Source organism: Nocardia sp. NPDC003482, from assembly GCF_053588115.1.
Map to the genome: position 1 here is coordinate 162,876 of NZ_JBSFPI010000015.1, position 24,070 is coordinate 186,945.

Below are 24,070 nucleotides of genomic sequence, written 5' to 3' on the forward strand. Positions count from 1 at the left end.
GCCCCCCGGTGCCGAGGACCTGGGAAGGTCCTCGTCGTCCCGGGACCAGGAGGTCGTCGGTGCCGGGACAGGCAAGGTCCTCGGAACCAGGAAGTCGTCCGTGCCGGGGCCAGGAGAAACCCCCTGGCCCCGGCACGCCGAAAACCCATGGCCCTGGCCCGCTTTCGGCCAGGGGAAGTCAGCAAGAGGTGAGCCGTTGTTCGTCGGGGCGCTGGAGTTCGACATCCTGCTCGGCGATGTGCATTCGTTGAAGGAGAAGCGGTCGGTGATCCGGCCGGTGCTGGCGGAATTGCAGCGCTTCGGGGTGTGTGCGGCCGAGGGCGGGGAACACGATCGGTACCGTCGGGCGCTGCTGGGCGTGGCCATAGTGAGCTCCGGGATGGGACATCTCACAGAGGTGCTGGACAAGTGTGAACGGCACGTCGCGGCCCGTCCGGAGTTACAGTTGCTGGCAGTGCGCCGCCGCGTCTTCGGCCCCGAAGACTGAATCGGATACCAGCGGCGACGGGAGGTCGGGCCCCCGGCCCGCTCTCGCCGCCGCAGAGCAAGAGTGAGGAGGGTCGGCCATGGTGGACCAGGCCAGAGCACGCCGACTCGCGAAGCGGATCGTTTCCATCGTGGGCAACGCGATCGAATACGAGATCAAGGATCCGCGGCTGCGTTTCGTGACGATCACCGACGCCAAGGTGACCGGCGACCTACGGGAAGCGACCGTGTACTACACGGTGATGGGCGAAAGTCTCGCCGTGGAACCGGATTTCGCCGGTGCCGCGGCCGGACTGGAGAAGGCCAAGGGCGTGCTGCGCTCGAAGGTCGGCGCCGGAACCGGCATCAAATTCACCCCCACCCTCGCCTTCGTCCTGGACACCGTCCCGGACGCGGCGCGGCAGATGGAGGAACTGCTGGCCAAGGCCCGCGCGGTCGACGAACGGGTGGCCCAGACCGCGGCCAACGCCACCCACGCCGGTGAGGCGGATCCCTACAAGACCGACCGCGACGAGGACGACTGACCGCCCACCCGGGCGGTCGCCTGAGATGGGCGCAGCGATGACAGCAGTTACGCCTGCGGCGGAGATCGCCGCGGCCGTCGAGGTCCTGGACTCCGCGCGATCGGTGACGGTGTTGTGTCACGTCCAGCCCGACGCCGACACCATCGGCAGCGGGCTGGCCCTGGCCCAGGTGCTGGCCCGGCGCGGCGTCCCGGTCCGGGTGTCCTTCGCCGAACCCACCGAACTGCCCGGCTCGATGCGCTCGCTGCCGGGCACCGAATATCTCGTCGCGCCCGACGAGGTACCGCACGAGGTCGATCTGCTGGTCGCGGTCGACTGCGGCAGCCGCGGCCGCCTCGGCGCGCTGGCCGACCGGATCGAGGGCGCGACGACCACGCTCGTGCTCGATCATCACCGGTCCAACACCCGGTTCGGCACCGTCAACCTCGTCGACGACGCCGCCGAATCCACCACGAGCCTGCTCGCCCGCGTCTTCGACAGCTGGGGTGAGCCGATCGATACCGCGGTGGCGCACTGCCTGTTCGCGGGATTGGTCACCGACACCGGCTGTTTCCGTTGGGCGGGCCCCGACACCCATCGGCTTGCCGAACGTTTGCTCGCCACCGGGATCGACGGCGCGGGCATCACCCGCACACTCATGGACACCCATCCCTTCGGCTGGCTGCCGATGCTGTCGCGGGTACTGGGCACCGCGCGGCTCGCGCCCGAGGCCGCGGGCGGGACGGGTCTGGTCTACGCGTTCGTCCGCCGTTCCGATATCGATGCCATGCGCTCGGAGGAGATCGAGAGCGTCATCGACGTCGTCCGCACCACCGCCGAGGCGGGAATCGCGGCCGTGTTCAAGGAGTCTCGCGCGACGCCGGGCCTGTGGTCGGTCTCGCTGCGCTCCCGCGACAGCGGCGTCGGCGCGGACGACGGCGTTGACGTGGCGCACGTGGCGACCCGGCTCGGCGGCGGCGGTCACCGCTACGCCGCCGGATACACGACCCGGGGTACCGCCGAGGAACTGGTGGCCGCGTTGCTGGCCGAACTGGGTACGTGACCCGACCGGCCGGATCTTGTCGGTGCCCTGTGCGAAGGTGGGGGCGATGAGGCGATGACCGACGGGAGGGGTGCATGAGCGCGGCGGTGGAGTCGATCGATCCCGAACGGGTGGGGCCGCGGCGCATTCTCGGCATCGCCGTTCCGACGCTGGGTGTGCTTGTCGCCGAACCGATTTACCTGCTCTTCGATATGGCGGTGGTGGGACGGCTGGGCGCGCTGGCATTGGCGGGCCTGGCCGTGGGCGGTCTGATCCTGGGACAGGTCAGTACGCAACTGACGTTCCTCAGCTACGGCACGACCGCCCGTTCGGCCCGGCGGCACGGCGCCGGGGACGAGCGCGGCGCGGTGGGGGAGGGCGTCCAGGCCAGCTGGATCGCGATCGGGATCGGCCTGCTGATCGTCGTGCTGCTCCAGGTCTTCGCGGGCCCGGTGACCCGTGTGCTCGCGGGCGGCGGCGAGATCGCGGACGAGGCGCTGGGCTGGCTGCGCATCGCGCTGTTCGGGGTGCCGTTGATCCTGGTGACGATGGCGGGCAACGGGTGGTTGCGCGGTGTGCAGCAGACTCGGCGGCCGTTGGTGTATGTCGTTGCGGGACTGGCGCTTTCGGCAGTGCTGTGCCCGGTCCTGGTACACGGGCTGCTGGGTGCGCCGCGGCTGGGGTTGGCCGGTTCGGCGGTGGCGAATGTGGCCGGGCAGGTGGTCTCGGCCGCGCTGTTCCTCAATGCCCTGGTGCGACAACGGGTTTCGCTGTCACCCCAGCCTGAGGTGATGCGCGCCCAGCTCGTGCTCGGCCGCGATCTGATCGTGCGGAGCCTGGCGTTCCAGGCGTGCTTCGTCTCGGCGGGCGCGGTGGCGTCGCGGTTCGGCGCGGCGTCGGTGGCGGCGCATCAGCTGGTGTTGCAGTTGTGGAATTTCCTTGCGCTGACGCTGGATTCGCTGGCCATCGCCGCCCAGACCCTGACCGGCGCGGCCCTCGGCTCGGGCGACGAACGCGGCGCGCGACGGCTGGCCGCCCGGGTGACGCTGTGGTCGACCATCTTCTCGATCGTGCTCGCGGTGATCTTCGCCGCCGGATACCGGGCGATCCCCGAACTGTTCACCGGCGACGCCGCTGTGCTCGATCGGGCGCATGTCATCTGGTGGTTCTTCGTCGCGGTGCTGCCGGCCGCCGGGGTGGTCTTCGCGCTCGACGGGGTCCTGCTCGGCGCGGGCGACGCCGCCTATCTGCGCAATACGACGATGGGCGCGGGCCTGATCGGGTTCCTGCCGCTGATCTGGCTGGCGTTGATCCTGGATTGGGGCGTGGCCGGAATCTGGTCGGGTCTGAGCGCGTTCATGCTGCTGAGACTGGTGGCCGTCGGCGCGCGGGCGCTGTCCGGACACTGGGCTCGGGTGGGCGCGGAGGTGCCTCGATCGTCCGGGTGATCGTCGGGCGTGGGAGTCTGGACCGAGACGACGAGCAGAGAGGGTTGTGCCGCGTGGTACCGAAGTTGATGGCGGTGAGCGATATCCACGTCGGTCACCAGGGCAACAAGCCGGTGGTCGAGGGCATTCGACCGGATTCGCCCGAGGACTGGCTCATCGTGGCCGGGGACGTGGGGGAGCGCTCCGACGACATCCGCTGGGCGCTGAAGATCCTGCGCGAGCGCTTCGCCCGGGTCATCTGGGTGCCGGGGAACCACGAGCTGTGGACCACGTCGAAGGATCCGGTGCAGATGCACGGGGCCGCGCGCTACGACTATCTGGTGTCCATGTGCCGGGATCTGGACGTGCTCACCCCCGAGGACCCGTACCCGGTGTGGGAGGGCGCGGGCGCTGAGCAGTACGGCGGCCGCGTGACCCTGGTCCCGATGTTCGTGCTCTACGACTACTCGTGGCGGCCCGAGGGCACCATCACCAAGGCCCAAGCCCTGAGCGTGGCCCGCGACCGCAATGTGGTCGCCACCGACGAGTTCCTGCTGTCCTCGGAGCCCTACGTCACCCGCGACGCCTGGTGTCACGCCCGCGTCCAGTACACCGAGCGCCGCCTCAACGCCCTCGAACCGGACACCCCGCTGGTCCTGATCAACCACTTCCCGCTGGTCCGCGAGGCCACCCGGATGCTGTTCTACCCCGAGTTCGCCCTGTGGTGCGGCACCGACCTGACCGCCGACTGGCACACCACCTACAACGTGGTCTGCTCCGTCTACGGCCACCTCCACATCCCCCGCACCACCTTCTACGACGGCGTCCGCTTCGAAGAGGTCTCCCTCGGCTACCCCCGCGAATGGCAACGCCGCGGCCTCCCCGACAAACTCCTCCGCCAAATCCTCCCCGTCCCCGAATACGGCCCCGGCGACCTCAACGAATGGGGCGGCCACTTCAAAATCACCCCCGAAATGCGCACCGCCGCAGCCGAAATGCGCCGCCGCGCCGACAAACGCCGCGGGGTGCACTGACCCCGGGCCGCGCGTTTCCACCCTCGCGGCATATTGCCGATGCATTTGCGTGGCGTCACCTGTCTACGACCGACGTCGCCCCACCGGTCGCCGCGATACGATCGATATCCTGCGCAAGATCGAAATCGAGTTCGGTCAATCTTCTTCCGACGTCATGGGTGGTTATTCGGATGGAATCACTTCGGTTCGAACAGCTTTCACCCGGTTGCGGCGATTTCGGCGCCTCGCTTCGCGATCGCCGTTCCGACCTCGCTGGTGGTGTTCGTTCCACCGAGATCAGGAGTACGGACGCTTCCCTCGGCCAGTACCTCGCAGACCGCGCGGTCCACCGCGGCGGCGGCTTCGTGCTCACCCAGGTGATCCAATAGCATTGCCCCGGTGAGGATTTGGGCAATTGGGTTCGCGATTCCCTGACCGGCGATATCGGGGGCGCTGCCGTGCACCGCCTCGAACATCGACGGCGCCTCACGGGAAGGGTTGATATTGCCCGAGGGTGCCAGGCCGAGGCCGCCCGTCACGGCGGCGGCCAAGTCGGAGAGGATGTCGCCGAACAAGTTCGAGGCGACGATCACGTCGAGCCGATCGGGATGCAGCACGATTTCGGCGGCCAGCGCATCAACATGCATCTGACGAGTCTCGACGTCCGGATACTCGGTGGCGATCCGCTCGAAAACACTGTCCCAGTACGGCATCGAGTGAATCAGCCCATTCGACTTGGTTGCCGAGCACAGCTTCCCGCCACGCTCCCGGGCCCGCTCGAACCCGTACCGGATGATCCGCTCGCAACCCACCCGCGTGAACACCGACTCCTGAAGCACGAATTCCTCGGCCCGCCCGGGATTGTGGATGCCGCCGATCTCCGAGTACTCGCCCTCGGAGTTCTCGCGCACGATGAGGATGTCCAGGTCCTCGGCGGTACGGTCGGCGAGGGCGGATCGGGTGCCGGGTAGTAGACGGACCGGGCGCAAGTTCACGTATTGAGAGAAAGCGCGCCGCAACGGAATCAGCAAGCCCCACAACGAGATATGGTCGGGCACGCCCGGAAAGCCCACCGCACCAAGCAGAATCGCATCGAACCCGGCGAGTTGCGATGGACCATCCGACGGCATCATCGCCCCCGTGCGCAGGTATTGCTCACAGGACCAATCGAATTCGATCCACGAGATGCCGGGCAGAACAGCGTCCAGGACCTTGACGGCCTCGGCGGTGACATCCACGCCGATGCCGTCGCCGGGGATCGTGGCGATCGAATAGGTCACAGCTGCACTCCGATGTATTTGAGTTCGAGGAATTCATCGATGCCGACCAGGCCGCCCTCGCGGCCCAAACCGGATTCCTTCACCCCGCCGAAGGGGGCGGCAGGATTGGAGACCACGCCCTGGTTCAGGCCGACCATGCCGGTTTCCAACGCCTCGCAGACGCGCAGGCCGCGGCGGAGGTTCTCGGTGTAGACGTAGGCGACCAGGCCGTAGGGAGTGTCGTTGGCGCGCTGGACGGCCTCGTCTTCGGTGTCGAAGGGGGCGAGCGCGGCGACGGGGCCGAAGATCTCGGTGCCGCACATCGCGGCGTCGTCGGGGACATCCACCAAAACGGTTGCGGGATAGAAGTTTCCGGGGCCTTCGACGGGCTCGCCGCCGACCAAAACCCGGGCACCACGAGCGCGGGCATCGGCCACGAGATCGCGCACCTTGCCCACCGCGTCCGCATCGATCAGCGGCCCGACCACCACCCCCGGCTCGGTCCCCCGCCCCATCGGCAACTCCCCCATCCGCGCGGCCAGCCGCCCGGCGAACTCCTCGAAAACCTCCCGCTGCACGAGGATTCGGTTGGCCGCCGTGCACGCCTGCCCGATATTGCGCATCTTCGCCGCCATCACCCCGTCGATCGCGGCATCGAGATCGGCGTCCGCGAACACGATGAATGGCGCGTTCCCGCCCAACTCCATAGACGTGCGCATGACCGTGCGAGCGCACTGCTCCAACAACACCTTTCCCACCGCCGTCGACCCGGTGAACGACAGCTTCCGCGAGCGTTCGTCGAGGATCAGCGGCGTCATCAGCGCCCCGGGATCGGCGGTGGTGACGACGTTCACGACTCCCGCAGGCACTCCGCACTCGCGCAGTATCTCGGCCAGGGCCAAGGTGCACAGCGGCGTCTGCTCGGCGGGCTTCACCACACACGTGCAGCCGGCTGCCAACGCCGGGCCGATCTTGCGCGTGCCCATCGCCATCGGGAAGTTCCACGGGGTGATCAGCAGACTCGGTCCGACCGCCTGCCGTGTGACCAGGAATCGTGATCCTCCCGTGGGCGCGGGCATGTAGCCTCCGTCGAGCCGTACCGCCTCCTCGGCGAACCAGCGGAAGAACTCGGCGGCGTAAGCGATCTCGCCGCGCGCCTCGGCCAGCGGCTTGCCCATCTCCAAGGTCGCGATCAATGCCAGCCGATCGACATCCTCGAGCAGACGGCGATGCGCGCGCATCAGGATCTCGCTGCGTTCCCGTGGCGAAGTGCGCGCCCAATCCCGTTGCGCGGCGGCCGCGGCGGCCAGGGCGGCGAGACCGTCCTCGGGTCCGGCGTCGGCCACCCGGCACAGCACCTGCCCGGTCGAGGGGTCGTCGACCGGCATGGTCGCCGTCGTGTCCCGCCACTGCCCACCGATGAACAATCCGGTGGGCACGCTGTCGATCGCGGCCCGCTCGGTCCGGTCGAGACTGTCGGTCTGCGTCATCGCGCGCTCCTCACCCATTGCCGCTGTCCCGCTCGCCATGTTATGCATATTGTCGACAATCAGACAATAGACAATCTCCTCGTCTCCGGGAGGCGGATCACCATGACGGCCCTATCCCCCGTTCTGAAGCAGGCCACTCCGATCACCGTCGACCACGGCGAGGGCTGCTACCTCTACGCCACCGACGGCAGGCGCTATCTCGACTTCACGGCCGGCATCGGGGTGACCAGCACCGGGCACTGCCATCCGAAGGTCGTGGAGGCGGCGCGGGCGCAGGTCGGCAGCCTCGTTCACGGGCAGTACACGACCGTCATGCACAAGCCGATGCTCGCGCTGGTCGAGCGGTTGGGGACGGTGCTGCCCGAGGGGCTGGACTCGATCTTCTTCGCCAACTCCGGCAGCGAGGCGGTGGAGGCGGCGCTGCGGCTGTCGCGGCAGGCGACCGGGCGTCCGAATGTCGTTGTGTTCCATGGTGGTTTCCACGGGCGGACGGTCGCGGCGGCGACCATGACGACCTCCGGGACGCGGTTCTCGGCCGGGTTCAGCCCGCTCATGTCGGGGGTGCACGTCGCGCCGTTCCCGACCGCCTATCGGTACGGGTGGAGTGAGGAGCAGGCTACGGATTTCGCCCTGCGCGAGCTGGACTATCTGCTGACCACGCTCACCTCCCCGGCGGAGACGGCGGCGTTCGTCGTCGAGCCGGTGCTCGGCGAGGGCGGCTACATCCCGGGCAACACCCGCTTCTTCCAAGGACTGCGCGAGCGGGCCGATCGGCACGGCATCCTGCTGGTGTTCGACGAGATCCAGACCGGGTTCGGGCGCACCGGAAAGTTCTTCGGGCATCAGCACTTCGACGTCCGGCCCGACATCATCACCATCGCCAAGGGACTGGCGAGCGGGTTCCCGATCTCCGGTATCGCCGCGTCGCGCGAGTTGATGGCCAAGGCGTGGCCGGGTTCGCAGGGCGGGACCTACGGCGGCAACGCGGTCGCGTGCGCGGCGGCGCTGGCCACCATCGACGTCATCGAGTCCGAGGGGCTGGTGGAGAACGCCGCCGAGCGGGGGCGGCAGCTGCTGACGGGCGTGCGCGACCGGGCCACCAAGGCGATCGGCGACGTGCGCGGGCTGGGGCTCATGGTGGGGGCCGAATTCGTCACCGCCACAGGCGAACCCGATACCGAGACCGCGTCGGCCGCGCAGCGTCTCGCGGTCGAGAAGGGCATGCTGTTGTTGACCTGCGGGGCGCACATGAACGTCGTGCGCATGATTCCGCCGCTGGTCGTGACGGCCGAACAGGTCGACGACGCGCTCGCCGTCTGGTCCGCCGTCCTCGACGAATTGTGAACCGGGACAGGAGATTACGAATGCCTCGCTACATCACGATCACCCTCACCAAGGCGGGCGTGACCTGCCGCGCCCGCCTGCTCGACGAGGACGCCCCGCACACCTGCGAGGCAGTCTGGAACGCGCTGCCACAGGAGGGCGACGCCTTCCACGCCAAATACGCCCGCAACGAGGTCTACACCCTCGTCCCCCGCATCACCGCGGCCCCGCGCCGCGAAAACCCCACGGTCACACCGATTCCCGGCGATGTGTGCCTGTTCGATTTCGAGCCGTGGGAGATCGGCAACCCCGCCTACGGCTACGAACCCGGCTCCGCCGCCCACGACGCCCAGGGCGCCACCGACCTGGCCCTGTTCTACGGACGCAACAACCTGCTGATCAACGGCGATCTGGGCTGGGTGCCCGGCAGCGTCTTCGCCACGATCGAGGAGGGCCTGCCGGACCTGGCGACGGCCTGCAACAACCTGTGGCTGCGCGGCGTCGAGGGCGAGACCCTCGCCTTCGCCCGCGCCGACTAGCGAACGATCGGGCGGTGCACGATCGTCGTGCACCGCCCGGAAATCATTCCGCCAGAACCAATTCCGCGAACCGCGCCAGGGCCAGCACCAGATCGTCCGAATGCCGCGGCCCCACGATCTGCATGCCCACCGGCAGCCCGGCCGACGTCGTCCCGACCGGGATGCTGATGGCGGGCTGCTGGGTCAGGTTGAACGGGTAGGTGAACGGGGTCCACTCGGGCCAGCTGCGCAGGCCGCTGCCCGGGGGCACGTCGTGGCCCGCCTCGAACGCGGGGATCGGGACCGTCGGGGTGATGAGCACGTCGTGTGCGGTGTGGAAGGCGCCCATGACGATGCCGACCTCGGCGGCGACGGCGCGGGCGTCGAGGTAGTCCACCGCGGAGAGTTCGCGGCCGCGGTCCCAGATCTCGCCCAGGCCCGGATCGACCCGGTCCCGCGATCCTTCCGGGAATTTCGACAGCATGGTCGCGGCGCCGGCCGCCCACATCTGCTCGAACGCCTCGAGCGGATCGCGAAAACCGGGGTCCGCGTTGAGAACTCGCAGGCCCGCCTCGCCCAGCCGGGTGACGGCGGCCTCGACCACGGACGCCACCTCCGGGTCCACCTCGACGTAGCCGAGGGAGGCCGAGTACGCGACGGTCAGCCCGCGCACGTCGCGCTGCAACTGGCCCCGGAAGGTGGTCAGCGGCGGGGCGAGCGCGGTGGGGTCGCGCGGGTCGGGCAGGGCGAGGATGTCCATGAGCAGGGCCGCGTCCTCGACCGTGCGGGTCATCGGACCGGCGTGGGCGAGCGGGCCGAACGGGCTCGCGGGATACAGCGGGATGCGCCCGTGGGTCGGCTTGAAACCCACGATGCCGCAGAACGACGCCGGAATGCGCACGCTCCCACCGCCGTCCGTGCCCACCGACACCGGACCCATCCCGGCCGCGACCGCCGCCGCGCTGCCGCCCGACGAACCGCCGGAGGTCTTCGAGGGGTCGGCCGGATTGCGGGTGACGCCGGTGAGCGGGCTGTCGGTGACCGCCTTCCACGCCAGCTCGGGCGTGGTCGTCTTGCCGAGGAACACCATGCCGTCCTCGCGCAGCCGCGCGGTGACCGGACTGTCCAGCGGCCACGGCACATCCGCCTCGATGGAGGTGGAGCCGCGGCGGGTCGGCCAGCCCTCGGTCAGGAAGATGTCCTTGATCGAGATCGGCACCCCGTCCAGCAGGCCCTGCACGTGACCGGAATGCCAGCGCGCCTCGGATTCCTTGGCCTGCACCAGGGCTCGTTCCGGATCGACCAGACAGTACGCGTTGAGCGCGCCGTCGCGTTCGGTGATGGCGTCGAGCACCGATCTCGTCGCCTCCACCGGCGACAGGGTGCCGGAGGAATAGGCGGTGACCAGCTCGACCGCGGTCATCGCCGCGGGATCGGTGGGCAGTTCCTTGTCGGGGTGGGCCATAGCTGACTCCCTTTCAGCCGGGTACGTAACCCAGCCGCTTGTCGACCACGTTGTCGAGTGGCCGGCCGTCGATCCACTTCCGGAAGTTGTCCGCGAACACGGAGACGATCTCGTCGCGCCAGCCGAAGAAGTCGCCGGAATTGTGGGGGGTGACATGGACATCGGGCAGATCCCACAGCGCGTGCCCTGGCGGCAACGGCTCGGGATCGACGACATCGAGCGCCGCGCCCGCCAACGCACGGGCGCGCAGAGCGGCGACGAGATCGTCTGTCACTACTAGTTCCCCACGACCGACGTTGATGAAACGGGCATGTGGCTTCATCGCGGCGAACGCGCGCGCGTCGAACATGTGCCGGGTCGCCGCGGTGAGCGGGGCGACCGCCACCACGTAGTCGGCCTGCGGCAACTCCGCGAACAGATCGATGCCGACGGTGCCGAAATCGGGGTCGCCGGTGCGAGCGGTGCGGCCCAGACCGCGCACCCGCATACCGACGGCACGCAGCAGCCGCGCGATGGCGCGGCCGATCGGGCCGGTGCCCACCACGAGAACCGATGCGCCCGCGATCCTTTCGGATTCGCGATGCCGCCAGACGTGCTGTCGTTGCAGCCGTTGCGATTCGGGCAGGTCCTTGGCGAAGTTGAGGATCTGGGCGAGCACGTATTCGGCGATGGGACGGTCGAAGATGCCGCGGGTGTTGGTGACGACGACCTCGCTCGCGACGAGTTCGTCGAACATCACCGCGTCGACACCGGTCGCGCCCACATGCACCCAACGCAGCCGGTCGGCGGCGGGCCAGGCGGCCGGGACCGCGGTGCTCAGAAAGTCGTACACGAACAGGACGTCGGCGCCGGGCAGCGCCGCGGCGAGTTCGTCGGAGGTGGCGTGACGGATCGTGGCTCGGTCGGCCACCGGGCCCATGAGCGTCGCGTCGGGCCGGGCGCCGTCGTGCAGTACGGTGACTGTCGGGCCCTCAACCATATTGACACATTATGAACGCATCGTATGATTGTCAACAATCCGATCGTGTGCGGAGGACTACCGGCTGGACGCGAGAGGGGCCCACCTCGTGGAACTGAATTTTCCCGACATCGACGGTCCGGTCGCGCAGCGGGGGATCGGCATCATCGCCCCCTTCGACCTGGCCCTGGAACGGGAACTGTGGCGCTGGGCGCCGCTGGAGGTGAGCCTGCATCTGGCGCGCACCCCCTACGAGCCGGTGCCGGTGTCACTGGAGATGGCCGAATTGGTCTCGGACGCAACGCATCTCACGGCGGCGACGCGCAATGTGCTGCATGTCGAACCGGAGGTGATCGCGTATCTGTGCACCTCGGGCAGTTTCATCAAGGGGCTGGCGTATGAGAAGTCGTTGTGCGACACCATTCGTCGCGCGGGGGCGCGGGACGCGGTGACCACCTCGGGGGCATTGGTGGAGGCGATCCAGGCGCTGGATCTGACGCGGTTGTCGGTGATCACGCCCTACGACGAGATCCTCACCAACAAACTGCACGAGTTCCTCGGCGAGGCCGGATGCGAGGTGATCCGGTCGAACCATCTGGGGCTGGGCGGCGGCATCTGGAAGGTCAGCTACCGCACCATCGCCGAGCGCATCCTCAACGCCGACGATCCGCGTTCGCAGGCCATCTTCGTCAGCTGCACCAATCTGCCGACCTACGACGTGGTCGAACCGCTCGAGCAGGCGCTCGGCAAACCGGTGCTCACCGCGAACCAGCTCACCATGTGGGCCTGCCTGGGCCGGATGAAACTACCCATGATGGGGCCCGGGCGCTGGCTCCAGGACGTCTTCTGAAGGGAGTGCGGATGTCAACCGCGACAATCGGATTCATCTACCCCGACCACGCCGCCGAGGACGACTACCCGCGGGCGGCGGGGCTGCTGGGGGTGGAGCTGCCGGTGGCGCACATCTACGGGACCGATCTGCACGCGGTGCCGGAGCTGCTGGATCTGGGGAGTCCGGACAAGTTGCGGAAGGGGGCGGAGCTGCTCGCGCCGCGGCGACCGGACGCGGTGGTGTGGGCGTGTACGTCGGGGAGTTTCGTCTACGGGGTGGACGGGGCGCGGGAGCAGGTGCGCGGGTTGGCCGAGGCGGCCGGGGTTCCGGCGTCGAGCACGAGTTTCGCGTTCGTGAACGCCGCTCGGGCGCTGGGGATCTCGTCGGTGGCGGTGTGCGCGAGCTATCCGGGCGATGTCGCTCGGCTGTTCGTGGAATTCCTTGCGCGGGAGGGTGTTTCGGTGCTGTCGATGTCGAGCGCGGGGATCGACACCGCGGCGGAGGTGGGGACGTTGACCGCGCCGCAGGTGCTGGAACTGGCCGTGGCCAACGATCATCCCGACGCCGAGGCGCTGCTCATACCCGACACCGCCATGCACACCCTCGAGGTGCTGCCGGAATTGGAAGCGGCGCTGGGGAAGACGGTGCTGACGGCGAATCAGGTCACCATCTGGGAGGGGTTGCGGTTGGCCGGGGCCGTCCCCGACGCGGCGCCCGGTCTGGGGAGATTGTTCGCGGAAAGGCTGATCCATGCCGGTGATTGAGTTCGAGCCGGTCAACCGGCAGTCCACGGCGGAGATGATCGCGGACCGGCTGCGCACGGCGATCTCGCGGGGCGCGCTGGCGCCCGGCGCGCAGCTGGTGGAGGCGGATCTCGCGGCGCAGTTCGACGTGTCCCGGGGGCCGGTGCGGGAGGCCATGCAGCGGCTGGTGTCGGAGGGGTTGCTGCACAGCGTGCGGCATCGCGGGATCTTCGTCATCGAGTTGTCGCTCGAGGATGTGGTGGACGTGTATCGGGCGCGGACGGCCCTCGAGGGCGGGGCGCTGGAGCTGATTCTCGACGGGCGACGCGAGATCGCTTACGCCGCTCTGGAATCCAGCGTCACGGCCATGCTCGCATACGCGGCGGCCGGGGATGCCGCCGGGGTCTCGGACGCGGATCAGAGCTTTCACGAGGCGCTGGTCGAGAGCGCGGGCAGCCCCCGGCTGACGCGGGCCGCGCGCACGCTGTTCATCGAGACCCGCATGTGCCTGGGGGCTTTGGAGACCACCTACGCCGATGTACGGGTGCAGGCCCAGGAGCATGTGGATCTGCGGGAGGCGATCGGGAGTGGGGATCCGGGGCGGGCTCGGAAGTTGCTGGTGGACCATATGCACGATGCGGTGGAGAGGTTGCGGGGTCGGCCTTGAGGGTCCCCGCCGCGCATCGCGCTGCGCTGCGCGGCGGGGAACAGGGTGGGGGCGCGGCGGGGAGGAGGAAAGGCCGCAGCGGGATACGGTGGGCGACAGCGGGGATACGGTGGGGCCGGGAGTAGATATGGCAAGGGGGACGGAACCCCGGCGGTCAGTCGATCAAACCGCGGGGGCGGACTACGAAGATCGGGGAGGAGCGTTTGCCCTTTTCTTCCAGGAGGGCGATTACCTTGCCGTCGGGGGTGCGGGCGGCGTGGATGGGGGTGAGGCCGATGGGGGATAGCCAGCGGCCGTCGCGGAGGGAGTCGGCTTCCTGGGGGGAGATTTCGCGGTGGGGGAAGGAGAGGGTGGCGGCGGCGTCGAGGTCCAGGTTGAGGGTGGGGTTTTCGCCCAGTTGGTCGAGGGTGCGGGCGTGGGCGAGGGTGAAGGGGCCGACGCGGGTGCGGCGGAGAGCGGTGAGGTGGCCGCCGACGCCGAGGGCGGCGCCGAGGTCGCGGGCGAGGGCGCGGATATAGGTGCCGGAGGAGCATTCGACCTCGACGTCGAGGTCGACGAAAGTCGTTGCGTCCGTGGGGATGTCGCGGCGTTGCAGGAGGTCGAAGCGGGAGACGGTGACGGGGCGGGCGGCGAGCTGGACGTCCTCGCCGGAGCGGGCGCGGGCGTAGGCGCGTTCGCCGTTGATCTTGATGGCGCTGACGGTCGCGGGGACCTGCTGGATGTCGCCGGTCAGAGCCGTTATGCCGGAGGCGATTTCGGCATCGGTGAGGTGGGCGGCGTCGGTGGTGGCGACGGGCTCGCCCTCGGCGTCGTCGGTGACGGTCGATCGGCCGAGGCGGATCGTGGCCGTGTACGCCTTGGTGGTGAGGGTGAGCAGGCCGAGCATCTTGGTGGCGCGTTCGACACCGAGGACCAGGACGCCGGTGGCCATCGGGTCCAGGGTCCCGGCGTGACCGATCTTCTTGGTGCGCAATATCTTCCGGCACCGGGCGACGACGTCGTGACTGGTCCGGCCGCTGTCCTTGTCGATGACGAGGATGCCGCCCAAGGGGTCGACCAGCGGGGTGCGGGTCTCGGCCATCACCCGGCCACGATCGCGGTCAGGATCAGCCCGTCGCTGATCAGCCAGCGCCCGTCGAACGAAACCAGCGGCGCGCCACCGTCATTGGTCTGCCCGGGGACCAGGATCCGGCTGTGGAAGGAACCGCCGGAACCGGTGTCGTCGATGGTGAAGGTGATGTGCGCGTCCTCGAACCCGAGCCACCGGAGCGTCAGCGGGAACCACGCCTTGTAGGTGGCCTCCTTCGCGCAGAACAGCAGCCGGTCCAGATGCAGCCCGACCGCGGGGATCGCGCCCTTCAGCCACTCCCGTTCCGCGGGCAGGCTCACCGAATCCAGCACGCCGTCGGGCAGGGTGTCGTGCGGTTCGGCGTCGATGCCGATCGAACGCCACCGCAGCCGATGCGCGAGGGCGGCCGCGCGATAGCCGTCGCAGTGGGTGAGGCTGCCCACGACGCCGCGCGGGAACAGCGGCATGCCGCGCTCGCCCTTGCCGATCGCCACCGGCGGCTCGCCCAGCTGTTCCAGCGCCGCGCGGGCGCAGTACCGGGCGCCGATGAAGTCGCGACGCCGCTTCTCCACGGCCTGCGCGATGAGGTGCTCCTCCCCCGGATGTGCCTTCAGCTCCTCCGGATACCGCGTCAGCTCGGCCGCGGCCACGCCCGCGGGCAGAATCCTGCCGATGATCCGAGCCGCGTTCGCCCGCTCCTCGATGACCGCCTCCTCCGTCAACCTGCCTACCCCCACGAGCCTAACGCGCCGCGGCGAGAGATTTACACCGCCGCAACACCCGCTCGTTAGGCTGACCCGCACGTCGCTCATGGCTGCAACGGGCGACGGGAATCGCCGGACCCGGTGAGCGAACCAGCCGCATTTCCGAGGAGGAATGCCGCTTGGTGCGCAACCAGCCCCAGTCGTGTGTCGTCACCGATGTCACCGTCTACTCCCGTACCTCGTCCGGACCCGAATGGCGACCCGCCCGTACCGTGACCGTGGACGACGGCGTGATCACCGCGATCGACTTCGGCGGCGACGACCACCCGACCCGCGGACATCTCGTTCCGGGGTTCGTGAACACCCACACCCATCTGCAACAGTCGCTGCTGCGCGGCATCGGCGCGGGCCTGCCGCTGCTGGCCTGGTTGCATCGGGTCGGCGAGCACATGGTGTCGGCCACGCCCGAACAGACCTATCTCGCCGGGTTGGCGGGCGGTCTGGAACTGCTGCGCAGCGGCGTCACCACGGTGGTCGAGCACATGTGGCCGAATCGTTCGGAAGCCGTGCACGAGGCCATGATTCGCGCCCTGGACGAACTCGGCATCCGGGTCGTGCTGGGCCGCGGCGTCGCCGATCGGGCCGATCCGACCCGCAAGTGGGGTCTGGATCCACGGCTGATGCAGCCGTTGCCGGAGGTGCTCGCGCACGTCGACGCGCTCGACGCCCGCCTGACCGGTTCCCGTATCAGAACCGCACTCGCCGTGCCCAATCCGCGCTGTCTGACACCCGACGGCATGGCCGCGGTCGGAGACTACGCCCGGCGCACCGGGAAGACGGTGTCGATCCACGTGCTCGAGACCGACACCGACGAGGACATGTGCCGCCAGCACGCGGGCTGCTCGGCGGTGGACTACCTCGATCGCGCCGAATTCCTGTGGGACCGAACGCTCGCCGTGCACTGCGTGCGGCTCGACGAATCCGGCCGGGCGGTGTTCGCCGAGCGCGGGGTGGCGGTGTCGCACAATCCGCTGAGCAATATGCGGCTCGGCAGCGGCGTCGCGCCGATTCCCGAAATGCGTTCGGCTGGAATCGATGTCGGGCTCGGTGTGGACGGGGCGGCCAGCAATGACACCCAGGACATGCTGCTCGCCCTGCGGATGGGCTCCTATCTGCAACGGGTCGTCCATCGCCGGGCCGATCTGCTGGGGTTCGACGAGATGATGCGGATGGCCACGCGGGGCGGGCGGGCCGCGCTGGGCGAGCCCGCTGCCGAACCCGGCCTGGGCGTCGGGGATACCGCCGACTTCACCCTGGTGCGCTTCGATCGCGATCCGGCCTGCCTGCCGGTGCTCGATCCGGGCGCGACGCTGCTGACCGCCGCGTCGCCGCGGGTGATCGACACGGTGTGTATCGACGGTGAACCCGTACTCCGGTCGGGACACAGCACGCGGGTGGACGAGGCCGAACTGACGGCCCGCCTGCTCGACATGCGTTGACAGTTAATCACTTCGAAACTTCTCAGCGATTGCATGTAATCCTCCGCAGAGACACTGGTTTCACGAACACATTGCACGTCATGAGTGGTCGAGGAGCACCCGCCGAGGCGGCGGGGCGCGGCCATCCTGCGGAGCTCACGAGAGTAAGGAACAACAACGGTGACGCTCTACGACACGGTGCGCGACGCCGACGCGAGGACATTGTTGTCCGGGCTCGAGGTGTCCTTCGCCCACGCCACCAAGCGATTCGACGGATCCGGCGGCACGCTCGCCCTCGACGACATCGATCTCGACGTCCGGCACGGCGAATTCGTGGCCGTCATCGGACCGTCGGGGTGCGGTAAGTCGACGCTGCTGCGCCTGGCCGCGGGATTGGAACGGGTCAGCTCCGGATCGGTCGCGGTGCGGACGGATTCGATCGGGTTCATCTTCCAGGAAGCCACACTCCTCCCGTGGCGTTCCGTGCTCCGCAATGTCGAACTGTCCGCGGAGTTGCGCGGGGTCGATCGGAAGACGCGGCGCGCCAGGGCGATTCGCGCGCTCGCGGCGGTGGGACTGGACGAGTTCGCGCGGAGTCTGCCCGGTCAGCTCTCCGGCGGCATGCGGATGCGGGTGTCGCTGGCGCGCGCGCTGTCGCTGGAACCGGAGTTGATGCTGCTGGACGAGCCGTTCGGGGCGCTGGACGAGATGACGCGGCTGAACATGCAGGAGGAGCTGCTGCGGCTGTACGGCGACAACGGGTTCACGGCGCTGTTCATCACGCATTCGGTGTCGGAGGCGGTGTTCCTGGCCTCGCGGGTGGTGGTGATGACCGCGCGGCCGGGGCGGGTGCACGAGGTGATCGAGGTGGATCTGCCGTACCCGCGCGAGCGGGAGTTGCGGTTCGACAGCGCCTTCACCGATCTGGTCGCGCGCACATCGCATTCGCTGCGGGAGGCGTGCTGATGATCGTGCTGCGCAGGGCGGCCACCGCGCTGGTGTCGATCGGATTGGCGCTGGCGGCGTGGTACACGGTGTCGCTGGTGATCCTGGCGCCGGATCGGCGGTTCCTGCTGCCGCCGCCGCACGTGGTACTGACCGAGGCACTGTTCGATCCGGTGAAACTGCGGGTGATGCTGCGGGCCCTCGGGGTCACCGCGCAGGTGGCGCTGACCGGGCTCGCCTGTTCGGCGGTGATCGGGGTGGCCGTGGCGGTGCTGATGAGCCAGGCCAAACCGGTCGAGCGGGTGGTCTATCCGTATGCCGTTGTGTTGCAGGCCATTCCGGTGCTCGCGGTGGTGCCGCTGATCGGACTGTGGTTCGGCTACGGGACCGCGGCCCGCACCATCGTGTGCGTGCTCATCGCCGTGCATCCGATCATCGCGATGACCCTGTTCGGCATTCAGTCGGTGGACGGGAATCTGCGCGAGCTGTTCACCCTCGGTCGCGCGAGCCGATGGCGGCGGCTGGTCGCGCTGGAACTGCCCGCCGCGCTGCCGTCGATCATGACGAGCCTGCGCACGGCGGCCGGATTGTCGGTGACCGGCGCGATCATCGGCGACATCTTCTTCGCGCAGGGGCGGCCCGGGATCGGCACGCTGCTCGACACGTATCGGGCGCGTTTGCAATCCGAGGACCTGCTGGCCGCGCTGCTGCTCGCCGCGCTGTTCGGGGTGGTGGTCTTCGCCGTGTTCACCGCCGCGCAGCGGCTCACCGTCGGCCGCTGGCACGCCTCCGGCCGTTAGTTCGTTCGAAAAACCTTGGAGTATCGATGAATACATCTCTGCGCCGACTCGGCGTCGCGGCGCTCAGCGCGGCCCTGCTGGCCGTGGCGGGCTGTTCGGATTCCGCCACCGACGGCCCGGCGGTCGCCCTGGAACCCGCGCCGCCCGAACAGCGGCTCGACACGGTCTGCCCGAATACCGTTGTGGTGCAACTGCAATGGGAGCCGGAGACCGATTCCGGGCCGATCTTCGGGCTACTCGGGCCCGGGTACCGGGTGGATTCGGACCACAACAAGGTCGTCGGGCCGCTGGTGGCCGACGGCAAGGACACGGGGGTGAAGCTGGAGATCCGCGCGGGCGGCCCGGCGATCGGGTTCCAGACCGTGCCGTCGCAGATGTACGTCGACGAGAACATCACGCTGGGGCTGGCGCATTCGGAGCAGTCGCTGGCCGCGGCGGCGTCGCAGCGGATCGTCGCGGTGACGACGCTGCTGCGGGACAGCCCGCAACTGCTGATGTGGGATCCGAAGACCCATCCCGACTGGCATTCCATCGCCGATATCGGCAGATCCGGTGCGCCCGTTGTGGTTTCGCAGGGGCAGTTGTATCCGGACTGGCTGGTGGGGCGGGGACTGATCCGGGCGTCGCAGATCGACGCGTCGTACGACAACGCGCCGTCGCGGTTCGTGGCGGGGCCGTCCATCGCGCAGCAGGGGTTCGTGAATTCGGAGCCGTACGTGTACGAGCACGAGGTGCGGGCGTGGGGGAAACCGGTGAGCTATCAGTTGCTGCGTGATGTCGGGTACGAGGGGTATGCCCGGACGGTCAATGTGCGCGCGGATCGGATCGATCGGCTGCGGGCGTGCCTGGCGCGGCTGGTGCCGATGATCCAGCGGGCCACCGCGCGGTTCCGGTCGGATCCGGGGCCGGTGAACGACGTGGTGGTGGATGTGGTGTCCAAGAGCGCCAATTTCACGCCCTACAGCGCGGGACTGGCCGCCTACGGCTCGAAGGCGCTGATCGAGCGCGGGCTGATCGGGGACGACAGCGACGGGGTGCTCGGCAGTTTCGACGAGGGGCGGGTGCAGCGGGTCATCGACGAGTTCACGCCGATCCTGCGGCGGGGCGGGGCGAGCGTGCCCGACGGGTTGCGGGCGAGCGACCTGGTGACCAAGGAATTTCTGGATCCGACCGTATCGGTCGGGAAGTGAGGAGGCGCAATGAGTTACGACCTGTCCGAGGTGTCGCGGGAGAAGCGGATGGGCGGGCTCGGTGGCGAGACCGACGCCCGGGAGATCCGGATCATCGACCTGACCGACTTCGAGGAGCGACGCGGCGAGATCACCGAGCAGTTGTGGGCGGCGGCGACCGAGATCGGGTTCTTTCAGCTTGCCGGACACGGCATTCCGTTGCCGCTGATCGATGACGTCTTCGCGCGGACCGAGGCGTTCTTCGCGCTGCCGGAGGCGGTGAAGGCGCGGTATCCGCTGGTGAAGGCCGACAACGCGGGGTGGGAGAGCCTGAGTCAGGTGCGGCCGTCGATCGGGGTGCCGGATCAGAAGGAGTCGTATCAAATCACCCGGCCGCATATGGACGGGCGGTGGCCGAGCGAGGCGGAGCTGGCCGGATTCCGTTCGGCCATGCTGGATTTCGAACATCGGGCGTGGGCGGTGGCGATGCGGGTGCTGTCCTGTTTCGCCGATCGGCTGGGGTTCGAGCGGGAGCATTTCACGCGGGCGCACGATCCCGCATCGGAGCAGTACCAAAGCACGCTACGGCTGTTGCACTACTTCGCCGTGCCTCCGGAACTCCAGGGTGTGCCGGGGCGGTGGCGGGCCGGTGCGCACACCGATTTCGATTGCCTCACACTGCTTTTCCAGCGGGACGGGCAGGGCGGGTTGCAGGTGTGTCCGGGCAAGGAGATGGCCGAGCAGCAGTGGACGTCGATCACGCCGTCGTCGGCGTTGATCACCTGCAATATCGGGGACATGCTCACCCGGTGGAGCGATGACGGGTTGCCGTCGAACTTCCATCGGGTGCGCAGTCCGGGCGCGGGCGAATATCAGGGCGACCGGTACAGCATCGCCTACTTCGCGCAGGCCGATCGGGACGCGGTGATCCAGGGGCCGCGGGGGACGTATCCGCCGGTGACGGCGGCCGAATTCCTCGCCCAGCGGGTCGCGGCCAACTATCGGGCGAACGGGTAGCGTGGCGCGGAAGCGAAAGGATCGTCTCGTTGACCGAATCGGAATCCGCGCTGCTCGGGGCGTCCGTCCACCGGCAGATCCGGCAGCTGGTGTTGTCGGGCGAGTTGGGGCCCGGCACCCCGTTGAGCGTTCCGGCGCTGGCGACGCGGCTGGGGGTGAGCCGCAGCCCGGTGCGGGAGGCGGTGCAGCAGCTGATCTACGAGGGGCTCGCGGTAGCGGTGCCGCACGCCGGGGCCCGGGTGGCGGCGCTCGACGATCGGCAGATCCGCGACGTACTGTCCGTGCGGGCGGTACTCGACGGGCTGGCCGCGGCCGAGGCCGCGCCGCTACTGGCCGAACCCGACCTCGACAAACTGTCCGCGATCCTCGCCGAGCAGGAGGAAAACCTGCTCGCCGCCCCCGACCCGCCCCGCGACGCCCGTCTCGACGTCGAATTCCACGCCTTCATCCGCGACCACTCGGCCAACCGCCCCCTCTGCGAAGCGCTTTCGCGCCTGGAAGCACAAACCCACCTCTACCGCGGCGACCTGTGGCGTTCGATCCGCAACCGCCGCACCGCTTTCCGCGAACACCGCCGCATCGTCGAGGCCCTCGAGTCCGGCAACCCCGCCGACGCCCGCGCGGCAGCCGAGGCCCATGTACTCGGGTTGATCACCCGCCTGGGCCGCGCGGACGCTTGACGGGCGCGGGCCGTGTCGCCGCGGGCGGTGCCGGGGCTCGACGCGGCGAGGGCCGTGTCCCTACGAAGGGTTTGGGTCGCGTTCCAGGCGTTCGTCCAAGCCTGTACGTCGGCTTTCGGCTCTGTGATGCCAGGCGCGGTTGATTCCTGATTACCTCGCGAGGGCGGAGGACCACCTCACCCATTCACCAGCCGTTGGATAGTCGCCCCAAGCCAAGCCTCCAACTCGCCCGGGTCGCCGAGTTCCGAACGCAGGATACGGCGGCGGGTCGACACGCCCAAAACGAGCGCATCTATCGCGGCGGCCCGGTGGCGGGCCTCGGTCTCGTCGAGCCCGTTGGCGCGGAGGTAATCATACAGGGGCGCAAGCGAATTCGTATCCAGAAAGGCGGCCAGCGCTTCCGCGGCCTGCGGCCGTTCACCGGAGGCTCGTTGCAGTACCAACAGCGGATCCTGCCCAGGAAAGTCGGACCACCTCCGCACAATGCTCGCCGCCAGCCGCGCACCCAGCGTGCCGGGGTCGCCGTCGAAGGAGTTCGCGACCGGGATGCGGGCCTGGGTGGCCGCGAGGAACAGGCCGTCCTTGCCGCCGAAATAGCGCGTGATGAGGTTGGGGGATACGCGGGCCGCGTCGGCGATCGCCTTCACCGTGACAGCGCCGTAGCCCAACTCGGCGAACTTGCGTTGTGCCTGCTCCAGAATCCGCTGCTTGGTCGCCGCCGCGTCACGAGAAGACATGTGTATGAGCATACACATCGATGTGTATGCTCATACACATGCGTGAACTGAGGGACCGCCTGCTCCGGACGCGACGCGTCAGCACCCCGTGGCAGGACGACGCCACGCGCGGCGTCGGCGGCACCCGCGTCGACAACCTGCTCGATCACTGGGCGAATCGGTACGACTGGGACGTGCACGAGCGCAGAATCCGCGAATACCCTTGGATCGCAACGGGTTCGGGCGACACCGAGCTGCGGGCGATTCATCGCCGAACCGCCGATCCCGACGCCCCGGCCGTGGTCCTGCTGCACGGCTGGCCCGATTCGGTACTGCGCTTCGAGCGCGTCCTCCCCTTGCTCACGGACGTGCATGTAATCGTTCCCGCCCTGCCGGGCTTCCCGTTCGCCGCCCCGCTGACCACACCCGGCATGTCGGCCGCGCGGATCGCCGACGTGATCGCGACCGCGCTCGCCGAACTCGGTTACGAGCGATACATCCTCTCCGGCGGCGACATCGGCGGCACCGTCGCCGAACTGCTCGCGTCCGAGCACCCGAACCGCGTGGCCGCCCTGCATCTCACGAACGTCGCCCCGCAACGTGCGCTCACGGCCGACCCAGCGCGACTCGCGCCCGAGGCGGCGGCCTACCTCGGACGAACCGGGCAGTGGTTCCGCACCGAGGGCGGCTATATCGCGGAGCAGTCGACGCGGCCGAACACCCTCGCCGTCGCCCTCGGCGACTCGCCCGCGGGCCTGGCCGCCTGGCTCGTCGAGAAACTGGAGTCCTGGTCCGACGGGGCGGCCTTCACGACGGACGACCTGCTCACCTGGGTCACCGCCTACTGGGTCACCGGCACGATCGGCACCTCGTTCGCCACCTACACCGAACCGTTCGCCCTCCCGGGCCGCATCGACACGCCGACGGTGTTCTCGGTGTTCCCGCACGACATCAAGCCCGAGCCACGCGGCTATGTGGAGGAGTTCCTGAACGTCCGCCACTACCTGGAACACCCCGCGGGCGGCCATTTCGCGGCCTGGGAACAACCCGACGCCTACGTCGCGGATCTGCGCCACGCGATCGAACTCGCACACATCCCGTCGAAACCGTGAAAGACGCAGGGGCCGTGCGGTTTTCGAGACAAGCCCCCGGGACGCGGCATACGCTCCCCGGCAGCTCGGTCGCGAGGTTGTAGAGTTCGACCGGATACCCGCGGTGAAAGCCTCCCCGGCCCCTTGACGACGCGATGAGGAGTTCGCCCATGCCCTACACAGTGGATTTCAAGAACGTCTCCACCACCGGCCTCGAATCCTCTCCCGTGGCCGACGCCCTCGCCGGTCTGCGCGCCAACGAGGCCCGCTACTTCAAGAACAAGTACGACGTCGACTTCACCGTCGAACCCGCGGCCGACGCCAAGGAGATCGTCGACTGGGTGAGTCGAATCCTCGAGGAGGAGCGCGGCATCGTCATCTCCTCGCCACCCCTCGAGGCGACGGAGCTCCACGTGGACGGTATCCGCTGGGCGTACGTCTTCTACCAGAACGGCCTCTCGATCAACGTGCTGTACACGCTCGACGACGCCGGGAAGCGTGCCGTGGGCTTCAAGCTCTCCGAGGGCATGGACGTCCCGCCCGAGCTCGGCGCGTTCAAGTTCGCGCGGCAGAAGTCGAAGCTGGCCGGGACGATTCGCGGGTCCTACTTCGTCATCAAGAATCAGTACTGAACCCTGTCCCCATCGGTGGTTCGCGTTCGTCTCCATGACGAGA

The 24,070-nt window shown here is 68.7% G+C and carries 25 protein-coding genes; 18 read left to right on the forward strand and 7 right to left on the reverse strand.

Translation table 11 applies throughout. The annotated features are described in order from the left end of the window. The first annotated feature begins 196 nt into the window (after positions 1–196). The 5 genes from ACWDSJ_RS23895 (at position 197) to ACWDSJ_RS23915 (ending at position 4,492) form a co-directional block, all read left to right on the forward strand. On the forward strand, positions 197–487 hold the full coding sequence (locus ACWDSJ_RS23895; RefSeq protein ID WP_450034346.1) for a DUF503 domain-containing protein: 291 nt from the start codon (positions 197–199) through the stop codon (positions 485–487). Positions 488–566: 79 nt separating this feature from the next. After that, a complete protein-coding gene (gene rbfA / locus ACWDSJ_RS23900) occupies positions 567–1,010 on the forward strand; it encodes a 30S ribosome-binding factor RbfA (protein WP_387356205.1) in 444 nt (147 codons plus the stop codon). A gap of 37 nt (positions 1,011–1,047) precedes the next feature. Continuing rightward, complete coding sequence (locus ACWDSJ_RS23905) at positions 1,048–2,052, forward strand: DHH family phosphoesterase (RefSeq protein ID WP_450034349.1); 1,005 nt, start codon at positions 1,048–1,050, stop codon at positions 2,050–2,052. Between the two features lie 74 nt (positions 2,053–2,126). Further along, positions 2,127–3,479 carry an MATE family efflux transporter gene (locus ACWDSJ_RS23910; RefSeq protein WP_450034350.1) on the forward strand — a complete coding sequence of 451 codons (1,353 nt, stop codon included), beginning with the start codon at positions 2,127–2,129 and terminating at the stop codon, positions 3,477–3,479. Positions 3,480–3,532: 53 nt separating this feature from the next. Then, complete coding sequence (locus tag ACWDSJ_RS23915) at positions 3,533–4,492, forward strand: metallophosphoesterase family protein (RefSeq protein WP_450034352.1); 960 nt, start codon at positions 3,533–3,535, stop codon at positions 4,490–4,492. 197 nt (positions 4,493–4,689) lie between these two features. Here ACWDSJ_RS23915 and ACWDSJ_RS23920 read toward each other — a convergent pair whose 3' ends face one another. Next, complete coding sequence (locus ACWDSJ_RS23920) at positions 4,690–5,751, reverse strand: tartrate dehydrogenase (protein ID WP_450034353.1); 1,062 nt, start codon at positions 5,749–5,751, stop codon at positions 4,690–4,692. Next, on the reverse strand, positions 5,748–7,220 hold the full coding sequence (locus tag ACWDSJ_RS23925) for an NAD-dependent succinate-semialdehyde dehydrogenase (RefSeq protein WP_450034355.1): 1,473 nt from the start codon (positions 7,218–7,220) through the stop codon (positions 5,748–5,750). The genes ACWDSJ_RS23920 and ACWDSJ_RS23925 overlap by 4 nt, the downstream gene beginning before the upstream one ends. A 102-nt stretch (positions 7,221–7,322) precedes the next feature. Between ACWDSJ_RS23925 and ACWDSJ_RS23930 the strand changes: the two genes are divergently transcribed. Together ACWDSJ_RS23930 and ACWDSJ_RS23935 are read left to right on the forward strand one after the other, a co-directional pair. Next, positions 7,323–8,564 (forward strand): aspartate aminotransferase family protein, encoded by a 1,242-nt coding sequence (locus ACWDSJ_RS23930; protein ID WP_450034356.1) that lies wholly within the window; start codon positions 7,323–7,325, stop codon positions 8,562–8,564. A 20-nt stretch (positions 8,565–8,584) separates the two neighbouring features. Beyond that, complete coding sequence (locus tag ACWDSJ_RS23935; protein WP_387356219.1) at positions 8,585–9,082, forward strand: DUF3830 family protein; 498 nt, start codon at positions 8,585–8,587, stop codon at positions 9,080–9,082. A gap of 43 nt (positions 9,083–9,125) precedes the next feature. Here the strand turns inward: ACWDSJ_RS23935 and ACWDSJ_RS23940 are convergent, their stop codons facing one another. Both ACWDSJ_RS23940 and ACWDSJ_RS23945 read right to left on the reverse strand, forming a co-directional pair. Beyond that, positions 9,126–10,526 carry an amidase gene (locus tag ACWDSJ_RS23940; protein WP_450034358.1) on the reverse strand — a complete coding sequence of 467 codons (1,401 nt, stop codon included), beginning with the start codon at positions 10,524–10,526 and terminating at the stop codon, positions 9,126–9,128. Between the two features lie 13 nt (positions 10,527–10,539). Then, positions 10,540–11,505 carry a D-2-hydroxyacid dehydrogenase gene (locus ACWDSJ_RS23945; RefSeq protein WP_387356223.1) on the reverse strand — a complete coding sequence of 322 codons (966 nt, stop codon included), beginning with the start codon at positions 11,503–11,505 and terminating at the stop codon, positions 10,540–10,542. 88 nt (positions 11,506–11,593) lie between these two features. Between ACWDSJ_RS23945 and ACWDSJ_RS23950 the strand changes: the two genes are divergently transcribed. Genes ACWDSJ_RS23950 through ACWDSJ_RS23960 form a run of 3 tightly spaced genes read left to right on the forward strand, consistent with a single transcriptional unit; the run spans position 11,594 to position 13,726 of the window. Beyond that, positions 11,594–12,334, forward strand: a complete 741-nt coding sequence (locus tag ACWDSJ_RS23950; protein ID WP_387356225.1) for a maleate cis-trans isomerase family protein — start codon at positions 11,594–11,596, stop codon at positions 12,332–12,334. An 11-nt stretch (positions 12,335–12,345) separates the two neighbouring features. Next, positions 12,346–13,080 carry a maleate cis-trans isomerase family protein gene (locus ACWDSJ_RS23955; protein WP_450034360.1) on the forward strand — a complete coding sequence of 245 codons (735 nt, stop codon included), beginning with the start codon at positions 12,346–12,348 and terminating at the stop codon, positions 13,078–13,080. Then, positions 13,067–13,726 carry a GntR family transcriptional regulator gene (locus ACWDSJ_RS23960; protein WP_450034362.1) on the forward strand — a complete coding sequence of 220 codons (660 nt, stop codon included), beginning with the start codon at positions 13,067–13,069 and terminating at the stop codon, positions 13,724–13,726. The genes ACWDSJ_RS23955 and ACWDSJ_RS23960 overlap by 14 nt, the downstream gene beginning before the upstream one ends. Before the next feature lie 154 nt (positions 13,727–13,880). Here the strand turns inward: ACWDSJ_RS23960 and truB are convergent, their stop codons facing one another. Then, positions 13,881–14,807, reverse strand: a complete 927-nt coding sequence (gene truB / locus ACWDSJ_RS23965) for a tRNA pseudouridine(55) synthase TruB (protein WP_450034417.1) — start codon at positions 14,805–14,807, stop codon at positions 13,881–13,883. Then, entirely contained in the window at positions 14,807–15,472 is a 666-nt protein-coding gene (npt, locus tag ACWDSJ_RS23970) for a 4'-phosphopantetheinyl transferase Npt (protein ID WP_387356993.1), read from the reverse strand. Before npt ends, truB begins: the two co-directional genes overlap by 1 nt. A 206-nt stretch (positions 15,473–15,678) precedes the next feature. Between npt and ACWDSJ_RS23975 the strand changes: the two genes are divergently transcribed. From ACWDSJ_RS23975 to ACWDSJ_RS24000, 6 genes are all read left to right on the forward strand, one after another. Continuing rightward, entirely contained in the window at positions 15,679–16,998 is a 1,320-nt protein-coding gene (locus tag ACWDSJ_RS23975; RefSeq protein ID WP_450034364.1) for an amidohydrolase family protein, read from the forward strand. A gap of 159 nt (positions 16,999–17,157) precedes the next feature. Continuing rightward, the gene (locus ACWDSJ_RS23980) at positions 17,158–17,943 is read left to right on the forward strand and encodes an ABC transporter ATP-binding protein (protein WP_387356231.1); all 786 of its coding nucleotides are present in this window, start codon (positions 17,158–17,160) and stop codon (positions 17,941–17,943) included. Next, positions 17,943–18,722, forward strand: a complete 780-nt coding sequence (locus ACWDSJ_RS23985) for an ABC transporter permease (RefSeq protein ID WP_450034419.1) — start codon at positions 17,943–17,945, stop codon at positions 18,720–18,722. The genes ACWDSJ_RS23980 and ACWDSJ_RS23985 overlap by 1 nt, the downstream gene beginning before the upstream one ends. A gap of 26 nt (positions 18,723–18,748) precedes the next feature. Beyond that, positions 18,749–19,912, forward strand: a complete 1,164-nt coding sequence (locus tag ACWDSJ_RS23990) for a nitrate ABC transporter substrate-binding protein (protein ID WP_450034366.1) — start codon at positions 18,749–18,751, stop codon at positions 19,910–19,912. Between the two features lie 9 nt (positions 19,913–19,921). Then, positions 19,922–20,908 (forward strand): isopenicillin N synthase family dioxygenase, encoded by a 987-nt coding sequence (locus ACWDSJ_RS23995; RefSeq protein ID WP_450034368.1) that lies wholly within the window; start codon positions 19,922–19,924, stop codon positions 20,906–20,908. Positions 20,909–20,937: 29 nt separating this feature from the next. After that, a complete protein-coding gene (locus ACWDSJ_RS24000) occupies positions 20,938–21,588 on the forward strand; it encodes a GntR family transcriptional regulator (RefSeq protein ID WP_450034370.1) in 651 nt (216 codons plus the stop codon). A gap of 176 nt (positions 21,589–21,764) precedes the next feature. Here ACWDSJ_RS24000 and ACWDSJ_RS24005 read toward each other — a convergent pair whose 3' ends face one another. Continuing rightward, entirely contained in the window at positions 21,765–22,325 is a 561-nt protein-coding gene (locus ACWDSJ_RS24005; protein WP_450034372.1) for a TetR/AcrR family transcriptional regulator, read from the reverse strand. 38 nt (positions 22,326–22,363) lie between these two features. On the opposite strand from ACWDSJ_RS24005, the gene ACWDSJ_RS24010 reads away from it, so the two are divergent. Next, the gene (locus tag ACWDSJ_RS24010; protein WP_450034374.1) at positions 22,364–23,416 is read left to right on the forward strand and encodes an epoxide hydrolase family protein; all 1,053 of its coding nucleotides are present in this window, start codon (positions 22,364–22,366) and stop codon (positions 23,414–23,416) included. 149 nt (positions 23,417–23,565) lie between these two features. Then, positions 23,566–24,027, forward strand: coding sequence for a phage tail protein (locus ACWDSJ_RS24015; RefSeq protein WP_450034376.1), 462 nt, complete (start codon positions 23,566–23,568; stop codon positions 24,025–24,027). The last annotated feature ends 43 nt before the right edge of the window (positions 24,028–24,070 follow it).

Coding starts and splice junctions, on each gene's coding strand:
- ACWDSJ_RS23960 (WP_450034362.1), top strand. CDS start 13,067: ATGCCGGTGATTGAGTTCGAGCCGGTCAACCGGCAGTCCACGGCGGAG.
- ACWDSJ_RS23985 (WP_450034419.1), top strand. CDS start 17,943: ATGATCGTGCTGCGCAGGGCGGCCACCGCGCTGGTGTCGATCGGATTG.
- ACWDSJ_RS23955 (WP_450034360.1), top strand. CDS start 12,346: ATGTCAACCGCGACAATCGGATTCATCTACCCCGACCACGCCGCCGAG.
- ACWDSJ_RS23935 (WP_387356219.1), top strand. CDS start 8,585: ATGCCTCGCTACATCACGATCACCCTCACCAAGGCGGGCGTGACCTGC.
- ACWDSJ_RS23995 (WP_450034368.1), top strand. CDS start 19,922: ATGAGTTACGACCTGTCCGAGGTGTCGCGGGAGAAGCGGATGGGCGGG.
- ACWDSJ_RS23930 (WP_450034356.1), top strand. CDS start 7,323: ATGACGGCCCTATCCCCCGTTCTGAAGCAGGCCACTCCGATCACCGTC.
- ACWDSJ_RS23905 (WP_450034349.1), top strand. CDS start 1,048: ATGACAGCAGTTACGCCTGCGGCGGAGATCGCCGCGGCCGTCGAGGTC.
- ACWDSJ_RS24010 (WP_450034374.1), top strand. CDS start 22,364: ATGCGTGAACTGAGGGACCGCCTGCTCCGGACGCGACGCGTCAGCACC.
- ACWDSJ_RS23945 (WP_387356223.1), bottom strand. CDS start 11,505: ATGGTTGAGGGCCCGACAGTCACCGTACTGCACGACGGCGCCCGGCCC.
- ACWDSJ_RS23940 (WP_450034358.1), bottom strand. CDS start 10,526: ATGGCCCACCCCGACAAGGAACTGCCCACCGATCCCGCGGCGATGACC.
- ACWDSJ_RS24015 (WP_450034376.1), top strand. CDS start 23,566: ATGCCCTACACAGTGGATTTCAAGAACGTCTCCACCACCGGCCTCGAA.
- ACWDSJ_RS23925 (WP_450034355.1), bottom strand. CDS start 7,220: ATGACGCAGACCGACAGTCTCGACCGGACCGAGCGGGCCGCGATCGAC.
- ACWDSJ_RS24005 (WP_450034372.1), bottom strand. CDS start 22,325: ATGTCTTCTCGTGACGCGGCGGCGACCAAGCAGCGGATTCTGGAGCAG.
- ACWDSJ_RS23990 (WP_450034366.1), top strand. CDS start 18,749: ATGAATACATCTCTGCGCCGACTCGGCGTCGCGGCGCTCAGCGCGGCC.
- truB (WP_450034417.1), bottom strand. CDS start 14,807: ATGGCCGAGACCCGCACCCCGCTGGTCGACCCCTTGGGCGGCATCCTC.
- ACWDSJ_RS23910 (WP_450034350.1), top strand. CDS start 2,127: ATGAGCGCGGCGGTGGAGTCGATCGATCCCGAACGGGTGGGGCCGCGG.
- rbfA (WP_387356205.1), top strand. CDS start 567: ATGGTGGACCAGGCCAGAGCACGCCGACTCGCGAAGCGGATCGTTTCC.